Below are 16,927 nucleotides of genomic sequence, written 5' to 3'. Positions count from 1 at the left end.
GCTTGAGATTTTGTTCACGACCGATACACACGCGCCTTGTCTAAAGTGATTTACCATGTCGCCCGTGTCAGCCTCCTCACTTCTACTGCGACTGTTCCTGATCGCCATGCTCGTGCTTAACGGCGCGTGGTCGGCGTTTGCCTCGGTCAGTATGAACCCGGTCATGGAAGAGCAGGCCAGCGAAGTGGCTGCCGCGGTGCAAGTCGATGAAGACTGCGTCGCCCATCACAGTGCTGAGCATCATCCCGATGCCACATCGATTGAAAAGGCTGGCACGGGGCATGGCGACCATGCCGGTCCCGACTGTTGCAAGTCTTCTGAGTGCCGGTGCGCCTGCGTACACGCGTGCGCGAGCGCACTTCCTGCGCGCCTGCATGTTTCGGTGCAACTGGCCTTGGGCCTGGATGTCATGCCGCTGCCCCTCGGGCATGCGGCACCTGCCTTGCCTCATCTGATCCGACCACCGATCGGCTAAGCGTCCCTAGGCGCCGCAATGGCGCCGTTGGTGTGGCTTGCATGCCTGTTTAGGCCAGCCGCCCGCTCTGTACCACCGCCCGCCGGTGGCAACACGACGCTTGGAGCATTTTCATGTCGCATGATGATTTTCGTGGTCCACACGGTGGACCGCTGCTGCCTTCGCGGCGGCGATTTGTCCAGGGCTTGGCCTTGGGAGGCGCAGTCGCAGGATTAGGTTTCTGGCCCAAAGCCAGTTGGGCGCTCAAGGGCCCGGGACAACCCAACGTACTATCGGGCACCGAGTTTGACCTGACCATTGGCGAGACGCCGATGAACTTCACCGGCAAGACCCGCACCGCGATCACGGTCAACGGGTCCGTTCCGGCGCCGTTGCTGCGTTGGCGGGAAGGCACCACGGTCAACCTGCGTGTCTCCAATGCATTGCCCGCTAACTCCCTCCATGGCACGGATACTTCCATCCATTGGCACGGCATCATTCTGCCGGCCAACATGGACGGCGTGCCGGGCCTGAGCTTTGACGGCATCGGACGTGGTGAGACCTACCACTATAGGTTCACCCTGCATCAGGGCGGAACCTACTGGTACCACAGCCACTCAGGTTTCCAGGAACAAGCTGGGCTTTATGGACCGATCGTGATCGATCCACTGGAGCCAGAGCCTTTCAGCTTCGATCGCGACTACGTCGTGATGCTGAGCGATTGGACAGACCTGGACCCGACGGCCCTGTTCGATCGTTTGAAGAAGATGCCGGGCCATGACAACTACTACAAGCGCACGGTCGGCGATTTCGCGCGCGATGTGAAGCGCAATGGTCTGTCGGCCACGTTGGAAGATCGCAAGATGTGGGGCGTGATGCGAATGACGCCCACGGATCTGTCCGACGTCAACGCCAACACCTACACCTACCTGATGAACGGCACGACCTCTCTGGGCAACTGGACCGGGTTGTTCCGCAGTGGCGAGAAGGTGCGTCTGCGTTTCATCAATGGCTCTGCCATGACGTACTTCGATGTGCGTATTCCGGGGTTGAAGATGACCGTGGTCGCGGCGGATGGCTTGTACGTCCATCCGGTTTCGGTCGACGAGTTCCGCATTGCAGTAGCAGAAACCTTCGATGTGATCGTGGAGCCCTCCGGGCAGGACGCATTCACCATCTTTGCCCAGGACTCCGGTCGCACCGGCTACGTCAGCGGCACGCTCGCCGTGCGCGAAGGACTACGCGCGCCTCTTCCGTCTGTGGATCCCCGGCCGCTGCTGACGATGGCAGACATGGGCATGGATCATGGATCGATGGATATGTCTGGCGGCAGCAAGGGCATGGAAGGCGGCTGTGGTGCAGCCATGGGCATGCCCGGCATGACCCCACCTGCCAGCGGCAATGAGGCCTCGGCCCATGCGGGTCACGCGATGCCCGCCGCCGGCGATGGTGCCATGGCCGGCATGCAGCATGGGGGCATGCAATCACACCCTGCCAGCGAGACCAACAATCCGCTGTTGGACAACCAAGCCATGAGCGTGACTTCGCGCTTGGACGATCCGGGCAATGGCCTGCGCGATAACGGCCGTCATGTACTGACGTATTCCATGCTCAAGAGCACCTTTGAAGACCCTGACGGACGCGACCCCGGTCGCGAGATCGAGCTGCATCTGACCGGACACATGGAGAAATTCTCCTGGGGTTTCAATGGTCAGAAGTTTTCCGATGTCGAGCCGCTACGGCTGAACTACGGCGAGCGCATGCGCATCGTATTGGTCAACGACACGATGATGACCCACCCGATCCATTTGCACGGCATGTGGAGCGATGTGGAAGACGATAGCGGCAACTTCATGGTGCGCAAGCACACGGTGGACATGCCGCCAGGCAGCCGACGTACGTATCGCGTGCGTGCCGATGCGTTGGGCAGCTGGGCGTTCCATTGCCACCTGCTCTATCACATGGAAGCCGGAATGATGCGCACGGTGAGGGTCGACGAATGAACATCAATAAACGCAATACCACCCTGACTGCGCTGACCCTGGCTATCTCGCTGGCCCTGGCCAATGCGGCCAGCGCCCAATCCATGCAGCACGGCTCCATGCCGATGGAGCAGGGCGCGCAGACCCAGGCTCAGGATCACTCTGCACATCAGGCGCCGACATCAAAGCCTGCGCCAGCCCCCAAACCTACAACACCGGCCAAGACCAGCGAAGCGACTATCGATCATGCGGCGATGGGCCATGCCGCGCCGCCGGCTCAAGCAGCCGAGCCTGCCATGCAGGGCATGGACCACTCGCAGATGGGGCACAGCTCGCCCGCGAGTACACCTGCAGCGCCCAAAGCGCAGACGCAGCCGATGCAGGGCATGGATCACAGTCAGATGGCACAGCCCGCTGCGTCCGACGCCTCCAGCACGTCCACGCCTGCGATGCAGGGGATGGACCATTCGCAGATGGGCCACGGTTCGCCCGCATCCGCTACGCCAGAAGCTGGCATGCAATCGATGGAGGGCATGGACCACAGTCAGATGGGACATGGGCCTGTCGCACCAACGCAGCCGCGCACCCCGATTCCTGCGGTGACCGAGGCTGATCGTCAGGCGGCCATCGCGCCCGCACACGCGCATCCGGTGCATGACAATTCGATCAAGAGCTACGTACTGCTCAATCGCCTGGAAGCCTGGGATGCCGATCCGGGCACCGGGCTGGGTTGGGAGGGTCAGGGTTGGATCGGTACGGACCTCAATCGCGTCTGGTTCCGCAGTGAAGGCGAACGCACAGATGGTCAGACCGAGTCGGCTGATCTGGAAGTGCTCTACGGCCGCAGTATCTCCACGTGGTGGGATGTGGTGGCCGGTGTGCGCCATGACTTCAAGCCGGGGGCTTCGCAGAACTTCGCCGCTATCGGCGTACAGGGCTTGGCACCGATGAAGTTCGAAGTATCCGCCACAGCCTATCTCGGCGAAGGCGGCCAGACTGCTGCCAATGTCGAGGCCGAGTACGAACTGCTGCTGACCAATCGGCTGATCCTGCAGCCGCTGGTGGAGGTCACGGCGTATGGCAAGAACGATCCATTGCGCGGAATAGGTTCGGGTCTGAGTACCGCTGAGGCGGGCCTGCGACTTCGTTATGAGTTCACCCGAAAGTTCGCTCCCTACATCGGCGTGGTGTACGAGCGTGCGTTTGGCAATACCGCAGACATGCGACGCGAGCATGGCGAGTCTTTTGAAGACACGCGCTTGGTCATCGGCCTTCGTACCTGGTTCTAAGGGGAACTGACAATGAAATCCAACAAGAAGATGTGGGTATGGCTCGGCGCCGGCGTGGCATTGGTTGCGGTGGTCGCAACCGCCGCGGTCTCTCTGGGCGTGTACAACGTGGCCGCTGATGATCCGCATAGTCGCCCGGTGTATGCGCTACTTGAAACGGCGCGTGAGCGTTCCATTGAGGTGCGCGCCGCCAAGCTTCAGGTACCCACGAACCTGGATGATCCTGAGCGTATCCGCCAGGGTGCGGGCAACTACAACGCTATGTGTGTGACCTGTCATCTTTCGCCAGATGCGGCGGCCACCGAGATGAGCAAGGGTCTGTACCCCGCGCCACCAAACCTAAGCAAGCACCCGGTGGGTCCAGCTGAGGCGTTCTGGGTGATCAAGCACGGCATCAAGGCCAGCGGCATGCCTGCGTGGGGCGGCAGCATGGACGATGAGTTCATCTGGAACATGTCGGCCTTCCTGCAGAAGCTGCCCAAGCTGGACAAGGCCGGCTACCAGGCGTTGGTAGCCAGCAGTGATGGCCATTCACACGGTGGCGGTGAGACCGGCGGGCACTCGCATGGCGAGGAAGCGGGTGCAGATCACCATGGCGGCGGTGATAGCGAAGAGATGGGTGATGGCCATGGCCATGGCCAGGGGCATGAAGCAGGTGGCATGGGCATGGACATGAGCAAGCCTAAGGAAGGCACCACGCATGTGCATGCCGACGGCAAGACGCACGTGCATGCGGCCGAGCCGGCAAAGCAACCTGCGCAGGCCAAGTCCGAGGGCGAGCACGATCAGCACGGCTCCATGCCAGCCAAACCAGCCGAGCCAGCTCCCAAGGCCGATGACGGCCACGATCACCAGCATTGATCCCTTCATGGAGCTGCCCCGGCTCCACGCCCGAGCGCCTCGGCGCTCGGGCATCTCTTAAGGAAGCATGATGAACACTTCACGCAGCTGTCTCTTTCTGCTGGCCACGGCCTTGTCGCTGACCGCATGCGCGCGCCCCGAATCGGCTGTCAATTCAGAGGCGGCATCGGACGCCCAATCTCCGACATCGGCGGCTGCGCAGCAGGTCACTCAACCGCAGCGTCCGTTGCCGTTGGTCAAAGTACATAAGAGTGCGACCTGCGGTTGCTGCCAACTGTGGGTGGAGCATCTGGAGAAAGCAGGTTTTACGGTTGAGGTGCACAACAGCGAAGACCTCAACCCGATCAAGGCGCGCTTGGGCGTTCCCTATGGACGCGGCTCGTGCCATACCGCCGAGATCGATGGCTACATCGTCGAAGGTCATGTGCCGGTGCAGGACATCCTGCGCCTGCTGCGTGAGCGCCCGGTAGGCCGTGGATTGGTGCTACCGGGGATGCCTGCCGGTTCTCCTGGCATGGAGATGCCCGACGGACGCGTTCAACCCTATACGGTGGAGTTCGTACTGCCCGATGGCACCACGCAGCCTTACGTCCTGCACGGTCAACGCAGCTGACAGTTTGCTCGCGATCCCTTCTTCCAGACCAGAGTGATCCATGTCCCCTCATTCCCACGATGAAGCCGGCAAGGCGATGCCGCAGGGTGCCAGCGATGGTCCAGACTCGGTGCGTGATCCGGTATGCGGTATGCAGGTCTCCGCGGCTAGAACGCCGTACCACGCCCTGCATGGCGGAACGAAGTATCACTTCTGCTCAGCCAAATGCCGAGAGCGGTTCATCACCAGTCCCGTCCGCTATACGGACGATGCTCCCCAGCAAGTTGAAGTGACCGCCCCAGCAGCGGTGGCCCAACCCAGCGGTACCCACGCCACGGTCTACACCTGCCCGATGCATCCGCAGATTCGTCAGCCAGGTCCCGGCACCTGTCCGATCTGTGGCATGGCGCTGGAGCCGGAGATGCCCTCGCTGGAGGAGGACGACAATCCGGAGTTACGCGATTTCACCCGAAGGTTCTGGTGGACATTGCCCTTGACCTTGATCGTCCTGGTCTTGGCCATGCTGGGACACCGTCTGCCCGGCTCGTCCACGCAGGCGCGCACCTGGATTGAGCTCGTGCTGAGCGCTCCAGTGGTGCTCTGGGCGGGGTGGCCATTCTTTGAGCGCTGCCTACAGTCCATCGGCAATCGCAGCCCCAACATGTGGACGCTGATCGGCATCGGCGTGGCCGCCGCGTTTGGCTACAGCGTGGTGGCCACCGTTGCACCGGGCCTGTTTCCGGACTCTTTCCGCGAGCATGGACGGGTAGGGGTCTACTTCGAGGCGGCAGCGGTCATCGTCTCGCTCACCCTGCTCGGACAGCTGCTGGAACTGCGGGCGCGTTCCAAAACCTCGGCGGCCATCAAGTCCCTGCTGGGATTGGCGCCCAAGACGGCTCGCCGCGTCAAACCCGATGGGGGCGAAGAGGACGTTGCGCTGGATCACGTGCACGTGGGTGACCTGCTTCGCGTACGACCGGGCGAGAAGGTGCCGGTCGATGGGGAGGTCATCGAAGGCCGCACCAGTGTCGATGAGTCGATGCTGACCGGTGAACCCATTCCGGTGGAGAAGGCTGTCGGTGATCACGTTATAGGCGCCACGCTCAACGGGACGGGCGCCTTGGTCATCCGGGCGGACAAAGTCGGATCCGGGACGGTACTGGCGCAGATTGTGCAGTTGGTAGCCCAAGCCCAGCGCTCCCGCGCGCCGATGCAGCGTATGGCGGACAAGGTGGCGTACTGGTTTGTCCTGGCCGTGCTGGCCACGGCGGTGCTCACGTTCTTCGGATGGGGTCTGTTTGGACCCGAACCGTCCTGGACTTTTGCCGTCCTCAATGCCGTATCGGTTCTGATCATTGCGTGCCCGTGTGCCCTGGGTTTGGCTACCCCCATGTCGATCATGGTCGCCACTGGCCGCGCTGCGCAGGTCGGGGTCCTGTTCCGCGATGCTCAGGCGATCGAGCAGCTACGTCTGATCGACACGTTGATCGTGGACAAGACCGGTACGTTGACCGAGGGCCGTCCAGCCTTTCGCGACACGCTCTCCTACGCCGGTTTCGATGCCGATCAGATCCTTAGCTTGGCTGGCAGCTTGGAGCAGGGCAGTGAGCATCCCTTGGCCGAGGCCATCGTGGCGGAAGCCCAGCGACGTGGCTTGAACCTGGTGGCCGCCCAAGATTTTGATTCGCTCACCGGTCAAGGCGTTCGCGGGCGCGTGTCCGATCAGGATGTGGTGCTTGGCAACCAAAGCTTGATGGCATCGGTAGGGGCTGATGTTGCGCCCTTGCAGAGCAGCGCCGAGCGTCTGCGCAAGGAAGGCGCCAGCGTGATGTTCCTGGCGGTCAATGGACGATTGGCCGGCGCCATTGCGGTAGCAGATCCCATCAAAGTCACGACTTTGCCTGCCTTGAACCTGCTACGTGCCGATGGCCTGCACGTGGTGATGGCCTCCGGTGACGCACAGGCGACGGCCGAGGCCGTGGGGCGCACGCTGGGCATCGAGGATGTGCGTGGCGGCGTCAAGCCGCAGGACAAGGCCGAACTGGTCCAGCAACTCAAGGCCCAGGGTCGTCGTGTGGCCATGGCTGGCGACGGCATCAACGATGCGCCGGCCCTGGCGGCAGCCGATGTGGGCATCGCGATGGGGACGGGCACGGATGTGGCCATGTCCAGCGCCCAGCTCACCCTGGTCAAGGGTGATCTGAGGCGCATCGTGCAAGCCCGTGCCATCTCGTCTTCGACGGTGGCCAACATGAAGCAGAACCTGGGCTTCGCCTTCGTCTACAACGCCATCGGCGTGCCTATCGCCGCCGGCCTGCTGTATCCCAGCTTCGGCCTTTTGCTCAGTCCGATGATGGCGGCCCTGGCCATGAGCCTGAGCTCGGTTTCGGTGGTCACCAATGCCTTGCGTTTGTCCGGCTCCACCGTTGTTGCCACCTCCCCCCCTGACCGCGCCGATGAGCCTGCGCGCGGCCATTCCTGTCACTGATGGCTCATATCCCACAAGGAGTACTGCAATGAAGCGTTATGCCTCCCTCTCGATGATGGCCCTGTTTCTGATGGCGGGCGCGGCCTTCGCCGGCGGCCAGACCACCACGCCCACCACCGACCACGGTCAGCACAAGCCGATGGACCACAAGAAGCAGGAGCATGGTCAGCACAAGCCGGCCGCGGCCGATGCCGATTTCACCAAGCTCGATACCAACAAGGATGGTGCGCTGTCCAAGGAAGAACTGGCCAAGCACAAGCTCGCGCCGCACTTCGGCATGCTTGATGGCAACAAGGACGGCAAGCTGAGCCCGCAGGAATTCGCTGCCGGCAAGGGTATGTAACTGCTATCTCCCCGGGGGCTGGTTCCTTGGCCCCCGGGATTCGGCGATGTTCTGCCATTCCCACGGAGATCGACATGTCTTCTTCGCACGGTAAGCACGAAAGCACGCACACGCAGCATTCAGAGCAACACGCCTCGCACGGAAGTTCCGGTCAGACGCATCAGGGCCACTACGGTCGCCTGCTGCTGATGATGGCCTTGTCGTTCCTGGCCATGTACGCCCTGATGTATGCCATGGTCGATCAGTGGGCCAACGTCTATAACAACGTCAACCAGTTCTACATGGCGGGCCTGATGGCCGCGCCGATGCTGTTGATCGAGCTTTGGCTCATGTCCAGCATGTACCCCGATCGTCGGCGTAATCTGATCCTGGCCGGCGTGACCGTGGCGTTCATGCTGTTCTGCTGGTGGGGAATTCGCACGCAGGCCGCGGTGACAGATCGGCAGTTCATCCGCTCCATGATTCCCCATCATGCCGGCGCCATTCTGATGTGCGAGGAAAACCGCCTGAAGGATCCCGAGCTGGTCAAGCTCTGCCAGGAGATCATCACCTCGCAGAAGCAGGAGATCGCCCAGATGAAACAACTTCTGGCTGAGCGCTCCCGCTAGCTCACTGCCTTTTGCCAGCCGGTATCACCCCACTGAGCCTGCGCGCTGACCATGCGGTGGATCAAGCGCGCAGCCACACGTGCGGTGGCCTGATCCGGATCCAGGGGCGGACACAGTTCCGCCACGTCGACCACACGTACCTTGCCCGAGGCCATGACCAGATCCAGCAGGGCTTCCAGGACCTCCAGATTCACCCCGCGTGGGTTGGGGGCACTCACGCCCGGGGCCACCGCCTGTGGCAGCACGTCCAGGCACAGCGTCAGGTAGATAACGTCAACCGCATCACACCACGCACGCAGAACCTCAGCCTGTGCCTGCCAATTCCAGGTGCACAGCACGTCATCGGTGAGGTAATGGGCGCCTTCGCGGTTGGCCGTGGCGAATAGACGCGCCGTGTTGCTGGATCGACTTACACCGATGCAGTGATACCGCAGCGGGGAGCGAATGCTGCGGGCATGCTCCAGTGCCTGCAGGAAGGGCGTGCCCGAGCTTGCACTGCCTTGCTCGCGCAGATCAAAGTGTGCATCGAAGTTGAAGATGCCGATGCGAGCTTTGGATGCGCCCAGGTGTCCGCGCAGTGCGGCGTAGCTGGCATACCCGATCTCGTGGCCGCCGCCCAGACCAATCACCCAATGCCCCTGATCCAGCAGTTGCTGCGCTCGATGGGAGTAGTGGGCCTGCGCCAGCTCCAATGCCTGATCCACGCAGGTGATGTCGCCCGCATCGTAGAGCGGAGCACAATGGAGCACAGGCAGGTTGGCCAAGGCGTTGCGAAGTGCACCGGGCCCTTGTGCGGCGCCCAGGCGGCCGGCGTTGCGACGAATCCCTTCATCGCTGGCAAATCCCAGCAGGGCAATGCCGGGCGCCTCAGGCTGCGGGTCCAAGGCCACCCTTTGGTGCCAGCGTTGCGTATCGGCGGTCGCCGGCAGGTCCACGCGTCCGTGCCAAGCCAGATTCACGCGCGCAGATCCTGCAGCGGCCAGTCCAGGAACGCGCGCAAACCGCCCCGCTCGATCAAGGCTTCCATCGCCTGCATTTCCGGCGCCAGATAGCGATCCTCATCGTAGCGGGGCACCTCGCTACGCACCTGCGCATGCACTGCCTCCAATGCTTGCGAAGACGCCAGTGGCCGCCTGAACTCGATGCCTTGGCAGGCGGCGAGCAGTTCGATGGCCACAATCCGGCGCACGTTGTCGGCCACCTCGCGCGACTTGCGCGCGGCGAAGGTGGCCATGCTGACATGGTCCTCCTGATTGGCCGAGGTGGGCAGGGAGTCCACACTGGCCGGGTGGGAGAGGGTCTTGTTCTCGCTGGCCAGGGCGGCCGCGGTCACGTGCGCGATCATGAAGCCGGAGTTCACGCCCGGATTGGCGACCAGGAAGGCGGGTAACCCGGAGATCGTGGCATCGATGAGTAGGGCGATGCGCCGTTCCGACAGGGCGCCAATCTCGGACACCGCCATCGTCAGCTGGTCCGCGGCAAAGGCTACCGGTTCGGCGTGGAAGTTGCCGCCGGAGATCACCTCGCCGGTGTCGGTGAACACCAGCGGATTGTCGGAGACTGCGTTGGCTTCGGTCAGCAGCACGTGGGCGGCGTGCTGCATGACATCGCGCACCGCCCCCATAACCTGAGGCTGACACCGAAGGCTGTAAGGGTCTTGCACGCGGGTGTCGTTGTGAAGGTGCGATTGGCGAATGGCGCTGCCGGCCAGCAGTCGCTGGTAGTGCGCGGCCACTGCTATCTGGCCGGGCTGGCCACGCACGGCGTGGATGCGCGGATCGAACGGAGCATCGGAGCCGCATGCCGCATCCACGCTCATCGCGCCCGTTAGCACGGCGGCCGCATAGACTTGTTCGGCGGCAAACAGCGCCATCAGCGCAATGCCCGTGGACACTTGGGTGCCGTTGAGCAATGCCAGCCCTTCCTTGGCTGCCAGTCGGATGGGAGCGATCCCGGCATCTTGCAGGGCCTGGCTGGCCGACAGGATCTGCCCGTCGACACGTACCTGGCCTTCGCCCATGGCCGCCAAGGTCAGATGCGCCAAGGGGGCCAGATCACCGGATGCACCGACTGAGCCTTGGGAGGGAATACAGGGCCAGATCCTGGCGTTGTAGATCGCGATCAGGGTAAGCAGGGTATGCTCGCGTACACCGGAGTAGCCTCGCGCCAAAGAAGCGATCTTGGTGGCGAAGATCAGGCGCACGCAGGCATCGTCGAGCAATGGCCCCATGCCCACGGCGTGCGAGCGCACCAGGTTGGTTTGCAACTGTTCCAGTTGCTCGCGCGGGATATGGACTTTGGCCAGCTTGCCAAAGCCGGTGTTGATGCCATAGGCCGGCTCGCCGGCGGCCACGATGGCCTGCACGGCCTGCGAAGAGGCGCGGACGTTGTCCCAGCAATCTGCGTCCAAGGCGATGGGATCAGTCCCGTGCGCGATCTGCCGCAGTTGGGCCAACGTCAGCTGGCCCGGTGTCAGAGTAAGCATGCGATTCACTCCAGAATGGCCGGCAAGGTCAGGCCATGCTCACGGGCACAGGCCAGTGCCTGCTCGTAGCCCGCGTCGGCGTGGCGCATCACGCCCGTTGCCGGGTCGTTCCACAACACACGCGCCAGCCGGCGATCGGCTTGCTCGGTGCCATCGCACACGATGACCACGCCTGAGTGTTGCGAGAAGCCCATCCCGACGCCGCCGCCATGATGCAGGCTCACCCAGGTCGCACCGCCACTGGCAGCCAGCAGCGCGTTGAGTAGCGGCCAATCCGAGACCGCATCGGAGCCATCGCGCATGCCTTCGGTTTCACGGTTGGGGCTGGCTACCGAGCCGCAGTCCAGATGATCGCGTCCGATGACGATCGGTGCTTTGAGCTCGCCATTGCGCACCATTTCGTTGAAGGCCAGCGCGGCCTTGTGGCGCTCGCCCAAGCCCAACCAGCAGATCCGTGCGGGCAGACCTTGGAAGGCAATGCGCTCGCGGGCCTGGTCCAACCAGTGGTGAAGATGCGTGTTGTCAGGAAACAGTTCCTTGACCTTAGCATCGGTCTTGTAGATGTCTTCTGGATCCCCGCTCAGGGCCACCCATCGGAACGGGCCCATGCCGCGGCAGAACAGCGGACGGATACAGGCGGGCACGAAGCCGGGGAAGGCAAAAGCATTGTCCACGCCCTGATCCAGCGCCACCTGGCGGATGTTGTTGCCGTAATCGATCGTCGGCACGCCCATGGCGTGGAAATCGAGCATCGCGCGCACATGCGTGGCACACGAGGCCGCGGCAGCCTGCGCCAGCTCGCGTCGCTGACCATCGTCACCGCTGCGGGCCTGCTCCCACTGTGAGAGGGTCCATCCGGCGGGCAGATAGCCATTGATCAGATCGTGCGCCGAGGTCTGATCGGTCACCGCATGGGGGCGGGCGCCGCCACTACGTGCAAGGGCGACGAACTGCGGCAGCAGTTCGGCCGCATTGCCCAGCAATCCCACCGACACGGGGACTGGACTACTTTCAATGATCTGCAAGGCCTGCTCGATGGAGGTTGCCTTGTGATCGACATAGCGCGTGCGAATGCGAAAATCGATTCGCGACTCCTGGCACTCGATCACGATGCTGCTGGCCCCGGCCAAGGTCGCCGCCAACGCCTGCGCACCACCCATACCGCCCAAGCCGGCGGTAAGGATCCACTTGTTCTGCCAGTTGCCACCGTAGTGCTGGCGCCCCAACTCCACGAAGGTCTCGTACGTGCCCTGGACGATGCCCTGGCTGCCGATGTAGATCCAACTGCCGGCCGTCATCTGGCCGTACATCATCAAGCCCTTCTTATCGAGCTCGTTGAAGTGCTCCCACGTCGCCCAATGGGGGACGAGGTTGGAGTTTGCGATCAGCACGCGTGGCGCATCGGGGTGTGTGCGGAAAACACCGACGGGCTTGCCCGACTGGACCAGCAAGGACTCATCGTTCTCAAGCGATCGCAACGTTTCCAAGATGCGGTCAAAGCTTTTCCAGTCGCGCGCAGCACGACCGATGCCGCCGTAGACCACCAGGTCTTCCGGGCGCTCGGCAACATCGGGGTCCAGATTGTTCTGGATCATGCGGTAGGCCGCTTCAGTCAGCCAGCTCTTGCAGTGCAGCTGGGTGCCGATCGGAGCGCGAACGGTGCGCGCAGGGGAAGCGGAGCGTTCCAAGGTATCCATCAAATCCTCAAGGGGTCAGGGGGGCGCCAACCTGGAAGGTGCCCACAAAGCGGTAACGAGATGCCGGGTGAATCAGCCGCACAAAGCTGGCCACCTGTCCGCGCGACCACGTACGTCGGGTCAGCACCAGCAACGGATCGCCTTCGTTGATCTTCAGTTGCGCAGCCAGACGCTTGCTGGCCGTCTCGGCTTCAATCACATGTTCGGCGCGCTCCAGCGGCGCAACGCGCATCAAGTACTGATGCGGAATCTCGGTGTGGAAATCGATGTCCAGGTAATCCGGCGCCACGCTGGGTTGCACAAAGCGATCCTCCAACTGCACGGGCTTGTCATCGCTGTGGTGGAGCAGGCGGCTGTGGAACAGCTCCGTGCCCGGTGTCAGGCCGAAGTTGGTCGTCACACTGGAGCGCGCCTCGACCGTCTCGCAGATCAATACCTGGACCGAGTGTGTCTGGCCGCGGGACTGAATCTCTTCGCGAATGTTGCGCACCTCGAACATCGCCGATTCGGCCTTGGGCCCGGCGACGAACGTGCCCACGCCTTGCACTCGGGTCAGCACGCCGGCATCGGTCAACTCGCGCAGCGCTCGATTCACTGTCATGCGAGACAAGCCGAACTTGGCCGTCAGTTCGTTCTCGCTGGGGACGCGACTGCGCGCGGGCCAGTCGCCGTTGGTGATGTGACGCAGGATGAAGTGCTTGAGCTTCTGGTAGTGCGGCTTGGGTTCGTCCATGGGCCAAGCATTACATGTCTATACAACCAGTCCAACCACTTTCGATGCTGTGCTGCATAAGCAGTTGACACTAAGAATTTCCTCGTGCTATTGCTGTGGTATAGACAACCTGCGGGTTCGCCACACGCTCATGTCGTCGCTTCGTGTGCTACTGCGTATGTTCCTGATCCTCGTGCTCTGCGCGGATGGGATCCTGAGCGCGCAGGCCACCACGCGGATGGCCGTGCGGCATATTCCTCCCCCAGGTGCGGTGAATGGCACCCACTCGGTGCACGGCGGCGCGCGTGTCAATGAACGCGCCAAGATTAGTAACGATTGCAACAAAATTCGTCCCGGTGGCAAGCAAGCCGGGCAGGGTGATCAGAACGATCATCAGTGCGACTGCAGCACCACCTCCTGCGACTGCAGCTGTGTGCTCACCTTCTTCGCCGGGCGTGTGCCGGTCATCTTTGCCGCCCAGCACGCCCTGACGAGCACCTACCTACCTACGCCTGAGTTGCCGCCGCTGCGACGACAGGTATCCCGGCTGTTCCGACCTCCCATCGGCTAATGCTGCTTGGTCGCCATTGATTGGCGACGTCTACGCACGCCCTGATGTCGCATAGGCCCCCACGTCTGGGGCACCAGGGTCATACGCATGCATTGCCCTTCGGGGGAGAGAGAACCCATGTACTTCAAGCGCAATCCTTTGGCGGTATCCGTCGGTGCCCTTCTGTGCGCCGGTTTTTCCACGGTGGCTCTGGCTCAGCAGGCTGAACAGGGCGCCACGAGCGAGTCGGCCAAGACGCTGGACACCGTCCAGGTCACCGGCAGCCATATCAAGCGACTGCAGCTCTCCGGTGTTGGTCCGGTCAGCGTGGTGGATGCCGAAGCCATCGAGCGCTCCGGCGCCACTTCGGTGGAGACGCTGCTGCAGCGCCTGCCGGCCTCGGCCGGCTTTGCCGGCAGCCAGTCCAATGCCTACTGGGCCGAGAACGGCTACGGCACTACTCAGGTCAATCTGCGCGGCCTGGGCATTAACCGCACGCTGGTTCTGCTCAATGGTCGTCGTGTGGTCAATGGTGGCACCGGTGCCAACAGCTCGGTGGACCTGAACATCATCCCGGTAGCGCTGATCGAGCGGATCGAGGTCCTCAAGGACGGTGCCTCAGCCATCTACGGTGCCGATGCCGTGGCGGGCGTGGTGAACATCATCACCAAGAAGAACTACGACGGTGCCGAGGCGGCAGTGCGGTACGGACAGACCTTCGAAAGTGATGGCGAAGAAAAGTCGTTCGATTTCGCCTGGGGTATTACGTCAGACCGCGGTTCGTTGATGGCCGGCATCAACTACTCGGAGACCGGCACGGTCAACATGGCCTCACGCGCACCGTGCGGCTTGGGTGAGGTCGACGGGCAACTCGAATGTGTGGGCAGTTCGGCCACCATCGGTGGGCGCGCATTGCTAGCCGACGGCTCGCGCGTGAACTTCAATCAGGATCCCAATGGTGACGGGGATTTCTATGAACCGTATTCGGCGGCCAAACATAACTACAACGGCAATCCCTATCTCAATGCCGTCAATCCGATCAAGCGTTTGAGCTTCAGCCTGTTCGGCGACAGCACGGTGAATGAAACCACGCGCGTGTTCACCGAGTTGATGTTCACCAACCGCCAGTCCGACCAGTTGGCCACGCCCGGCAGCCTGGGTGTCTATCGCCCGATCAACATCGCGGCCAGCCACCCGACCAACCCGACCGGCCAAGACCTGCTGCTGCAGCGCCGCCGTCTGGAAGAGGCCGGCCCGCGCGAGTTCTTCCAGGAAACCAATACCTTCCGCGTGGTCGCGGGCATTGAAGGCCAGTTGGGCATGAACTGGGACTGGTCGGCCGCGCTGAACTGGGGGCGCAACACCGGTGTGGATGGCTCGACCAATGTGGCCAACCTGGACCGGGTGGATGACACGCTCAATACCGCGGTGTGCAGCAACACGCCCGGCGCGGCGATCCCCTGCGGTGACTATCTCGGCTACGGCGACCTGACCCCCGAGGTGCTCAACTACATCCTGTTCAGGACGCGCGATAACGGCGGTAATGACCAGAAAAGCTTCACCGCCAACATCAGCGGCCAGCTATTCGAGATGCCGGCCGGTTGGGTGGGCTTTGCCTCCGGCATCGAGGTTCGCAAGGAGCGTGGTTGGCGCGATCCTGATCCGCTGACGGTGCTGGGCATTGCCAACACGAACCAACAGGATCCGATCGCCGGTGAGTACACGGCCAAGGAAGCCTTCGCCGAGTTTGCCGTGCCGCTGTTGCAGGACAGCGTGATCGCCGAGAGCCTGACGCTCAATGCCGCGGTGCGTTACTCCGACTACGATCTGTTCGGCGAAGACGTGAACTACAAGGTGGGCCTGGATTGGCAGATCGTGCCGTCCTTGAAGGTGCGCGCCAACTACGCCACGGCTTTCCGCATCCCTAACATCCCCGAGCTGTTTGGTGGCGTGGCCGAGGGCAACCTGACCACGACCGATCCCTGTAGCGGCTGGAGCAGCTTGCCGGCTGATTCGGTAGTGCGTCAGAACTGCCAGGCGTACGGCGTACCGGCGGGCTACGTGCAGCCGGGCAACACGATCCTGACCACCTCCGGCGGTAATCCTGACCTGGAGCCGGAAGATGCCAAGTCCTTGACCGTGGGCGCGGTCTGGACCCCGCGCTTCCTGCCAGGGCTGACGCTGACGGTGGACTACTTCAACATCAAGATCGACAACGCCATCCAGCGTATCGATGGCTCAACCAAGCTGTCGATCTGCTACAACACCCCGGGCTTGGCGCATCCGTTCTGCGGCAATGACAACTTCACCCGCAACCCGATCACCGGTGAAGTGGACTTCCTGTCGTCCCAGCCGGTCAATGCGGCCAACGAGCGGGTACGGGGCATCGACCTGGGTGGTCTGTACGAGTTCGCGGTCGCTGGGTTCGATTCGACTTTGAGTGTGGATGTGTCCTATCTGGACCAGTACGACGTGCGGCCGTTCCCGGGCGCGGAGGTGATCGAGTACGCCGGCAAGATCACCGGTGGCCGTGGCAGCTTTACTCACTGGCGCGCCTTGACCTCGCTGACGATGGAGCGCGAAGCCTGGTCCGGCTCTTACAGCTTGCAGTACATCGGCAAGGCGGATGACATCAACGCCAGCCCCGGCGACATTGGCGATCATGCCCCCAGCGTGACCTACCACAATGTCCAGCTCAAGTACGCACCGAACAAGACCTTCGATGTGTCCTTCGGCATCGACAACCTGTACGACAAGAAAGCCCCGTTCATCCAGAGCTACACCGACGCCAATACCGACACGATGACGTATGACCTGCTGGGTCGTCGTTGGTATGCACGCGTGGGTTACCACTGGTAAGGCCCGC

Annotated in this window: 14 protein-coding genes; 10 read left to right on the top strand and 4 right to left on the bottom strand. The window is 62.6% G+C overall.

Going from position 1 to position 16,927, the window contains the following annotated elements; all coding sequences use genetic code 11:
* The first annotated feature begins 55 nt into the window (after positions 1 to 55).
* From copL to EO170_RS13365, 8 genes are all read left to right on the top strand, one after another.
* A complete protein-coding gene (copL, locus tag EO170_RS13400) occupies positions 56 to 475 on the top strand; it encodes a transcriptional regulator CopL (protein WP_081280532.1) in 420 nt (139 codons plus the stop codon).
* A 113-nt stretch (positions 476 to 588) separates the two neighbouring features.
* The gene (locus EO170_RS13395) at positions 589 to 2,457 is read left to right on the top strand and encodes a copper resistance system multicopper oxidase (RefSeq protein WP_065031434.1); all 1,869 of its coding nucleotides are present in this window, start codon (positions 589 to 591) and stop codon (positions 2,455 to 2,457) included.
* Entirely contained in the window at positions 2,454 to 3,725 is a 1,272-nt protein-coding gene (locus EO170_RS13390) for a copper resistance protein B (protein ID WP_065031433.1), read from the top strand. The genes EO170_RS13395 and EO170_RS13390 overlap by 4 nt, the downstream gene beginning before the upstream one ends.
* Before the next feature lie 12 nt (positions 3,726 to 3,737).
* The gene (locus tag EO170_RS21795) at positions 3,738 to 4,586 is read left to right on the top strand and encodes a cytochrome c (RefSeq protein ID WP_228903386.1); all 849 of its coding nucleotides are present in this window, start codon (positions 3,738 to 3,740) and stop codon (positions 4,584 to 4,586) included.
* A 70-nt stretch (positions 4,587 to 4,656) separates the two neighbouring features.
* A complete protein-coding gene (locus EO170_RS13380) occupies positions 4,657 to 5,199 on the top strand; it encodes a DUF411 domain-containing protein (RefSeq protein WP_080955570.1) in 543 nt (180 codons plus the stop codon).
* Between the two features lie 76 nt (positions 5,200 to 5,275).
* Positions 5,276 to 7,666, top strand: a complete 2,391-nt coding sequence (locus EO170_RS13375) for a heavy metal translocating P-type ATPase (RefSeq protein ID WP_081280536.1) — start codon at positions 5,276 to 5,278, stop codon at positions 7,664 to 7,666.
* A gap of 28 nt (positions 7,667 to 7,694) precedes the next feature.
* Positions 7,695 to 8,009 carry a hypothetical protein gene (locus tag EO170_RS13370; RefSeq protein WP_049395166.1) on the top strand — a complete coding sequence of 105 codons (315 nt, stop codon included), beginning with the start codon at positions 7,695 to 7,697 and terminating at the stop codon, positions 8,007 to 8,009.
* 74 nt (positions 8,010 to 8,083) lie between these two features.
* Complete coding sequence (locus EO170_RS13365; RefSeq protein ID WP_065031431.1) at positions 8,084 to 8,617, top strand: DUF305 domain-containing protein; 534 nt, start codon at positions 8,084 to 8,086, stop codon at positions 8,615 to 8,617.
* Here EO170_RS13365 and hutG read toward each other — a convergent pair.
* The 4 genes from hutG to hutC are packed head-to-tail and all read right to left on the bottom strand — an operon-like array spanning position 8,614 to position 13,532.
* Positions 8,614 to 9,552, bottom strand: a complete 939-nt coding sequence (gene hutG, locus EO170_RS21790; RefSeq protein WP_231110600.1) for a formimidoylglutamase — start codon at positions 9,550 to 9,552, stop codon at positions 8,614 to 8,616. The genes EO170_RS13365 and hutG overlap by 4 nt on opposite strands.
* 20 nt (positions 9,553 to 9,572) lie before the next feature.
* The gene (gene hutH, locus EO170_RS13355; protein ID WP_196768843.1) at positions 9,573 to 11,111 is read right to left on the bottom strand and encodes a histidine ammonia-lyase; all 1,539 of its coding nucleotides are present in this window, start codon (positions 11,109 to 11,111) and stop codon (positions 9,573 to 9,575) included.
* The gene (hutU, locus tag EO170_RS13350; RefSeq protein ID WP_206514017.1) at positions 11,108 to 12,790 is read right to left on the bottom strand and encodes a urocanate hydratase; all 1,683 of its coding nucleotides are present in this window, start codon (positions 12,788 to 12,790) and stop codon (positions 11,108 to 11,110) included. Before hutU ends, hutH begins: the two co-directional genes overlap by 4 nt.
* 16 nt (positions 12,791 to 12,806) lie before the next feature.
* Complete coding sequence (gene hutC / locus EO170_RS13345; protein ID WP_046932594.1) at positions 12,807 to 13,532, bottom strand: histidine utilization repressor; 726 nt, start codon at positions 13,530 to 13,532, stop codon at positions 12,807 to 12,809.
* A 157-nt stretch (positions 13,533 to 13,689) separates the two neighbouring features.
* Between hutC and EO170_RS13340 the strand changes: the two genes are divergently transcribed.
* Together EO170_RS13340 and EO170_RS13335 are read left to right on the top strand one after the other, a co-directional pair.
* Positions 13,690 to 14,082, top strand: coding sequence for a CopL family metal-binding regulatory protein (locus EO170_RS13340; RefSeq protein WP_074053011.1), 393 nt, complete (start codon positions 13,690 to 13,692; stop codon positions 14,080 to 14,082).
* A 183-nt stretch (positions 14,083 to 14,265) separates the two neighbouring features.
* The gene (locus EO170_RS13335; protein WP_206514015.1) at positions 14,266 to 16,920 is read left to right on the top strand and encodes a TonB-dependent receptor; all 2,655 of its coding nucleotides are present in this window, start codon (positions 14,266 to 14,268) and stop codon (positions 16,918 to 16,920) included.
* Positions 16,921 to 16,927: the final 7 nt, after the last annotated feature.

It is taken from the genome of Xanthomonas sp. BRIP62409 (assembly GCF_003992965.1).
In the GTDB taxonomy this organism is placed as follows: Bacteria; Pseudomonadota; Gammaproteobacteria; order Xanthomonadales; family Xanthomonadaceae; genus Xanthomonas; species Xanthomonas euroxanthea.
The sequence above is the reverse complement of the archived record's forward strand: the minus strand, read 5'-3'. Positions and strand labels throughout refer to the sequence as shown.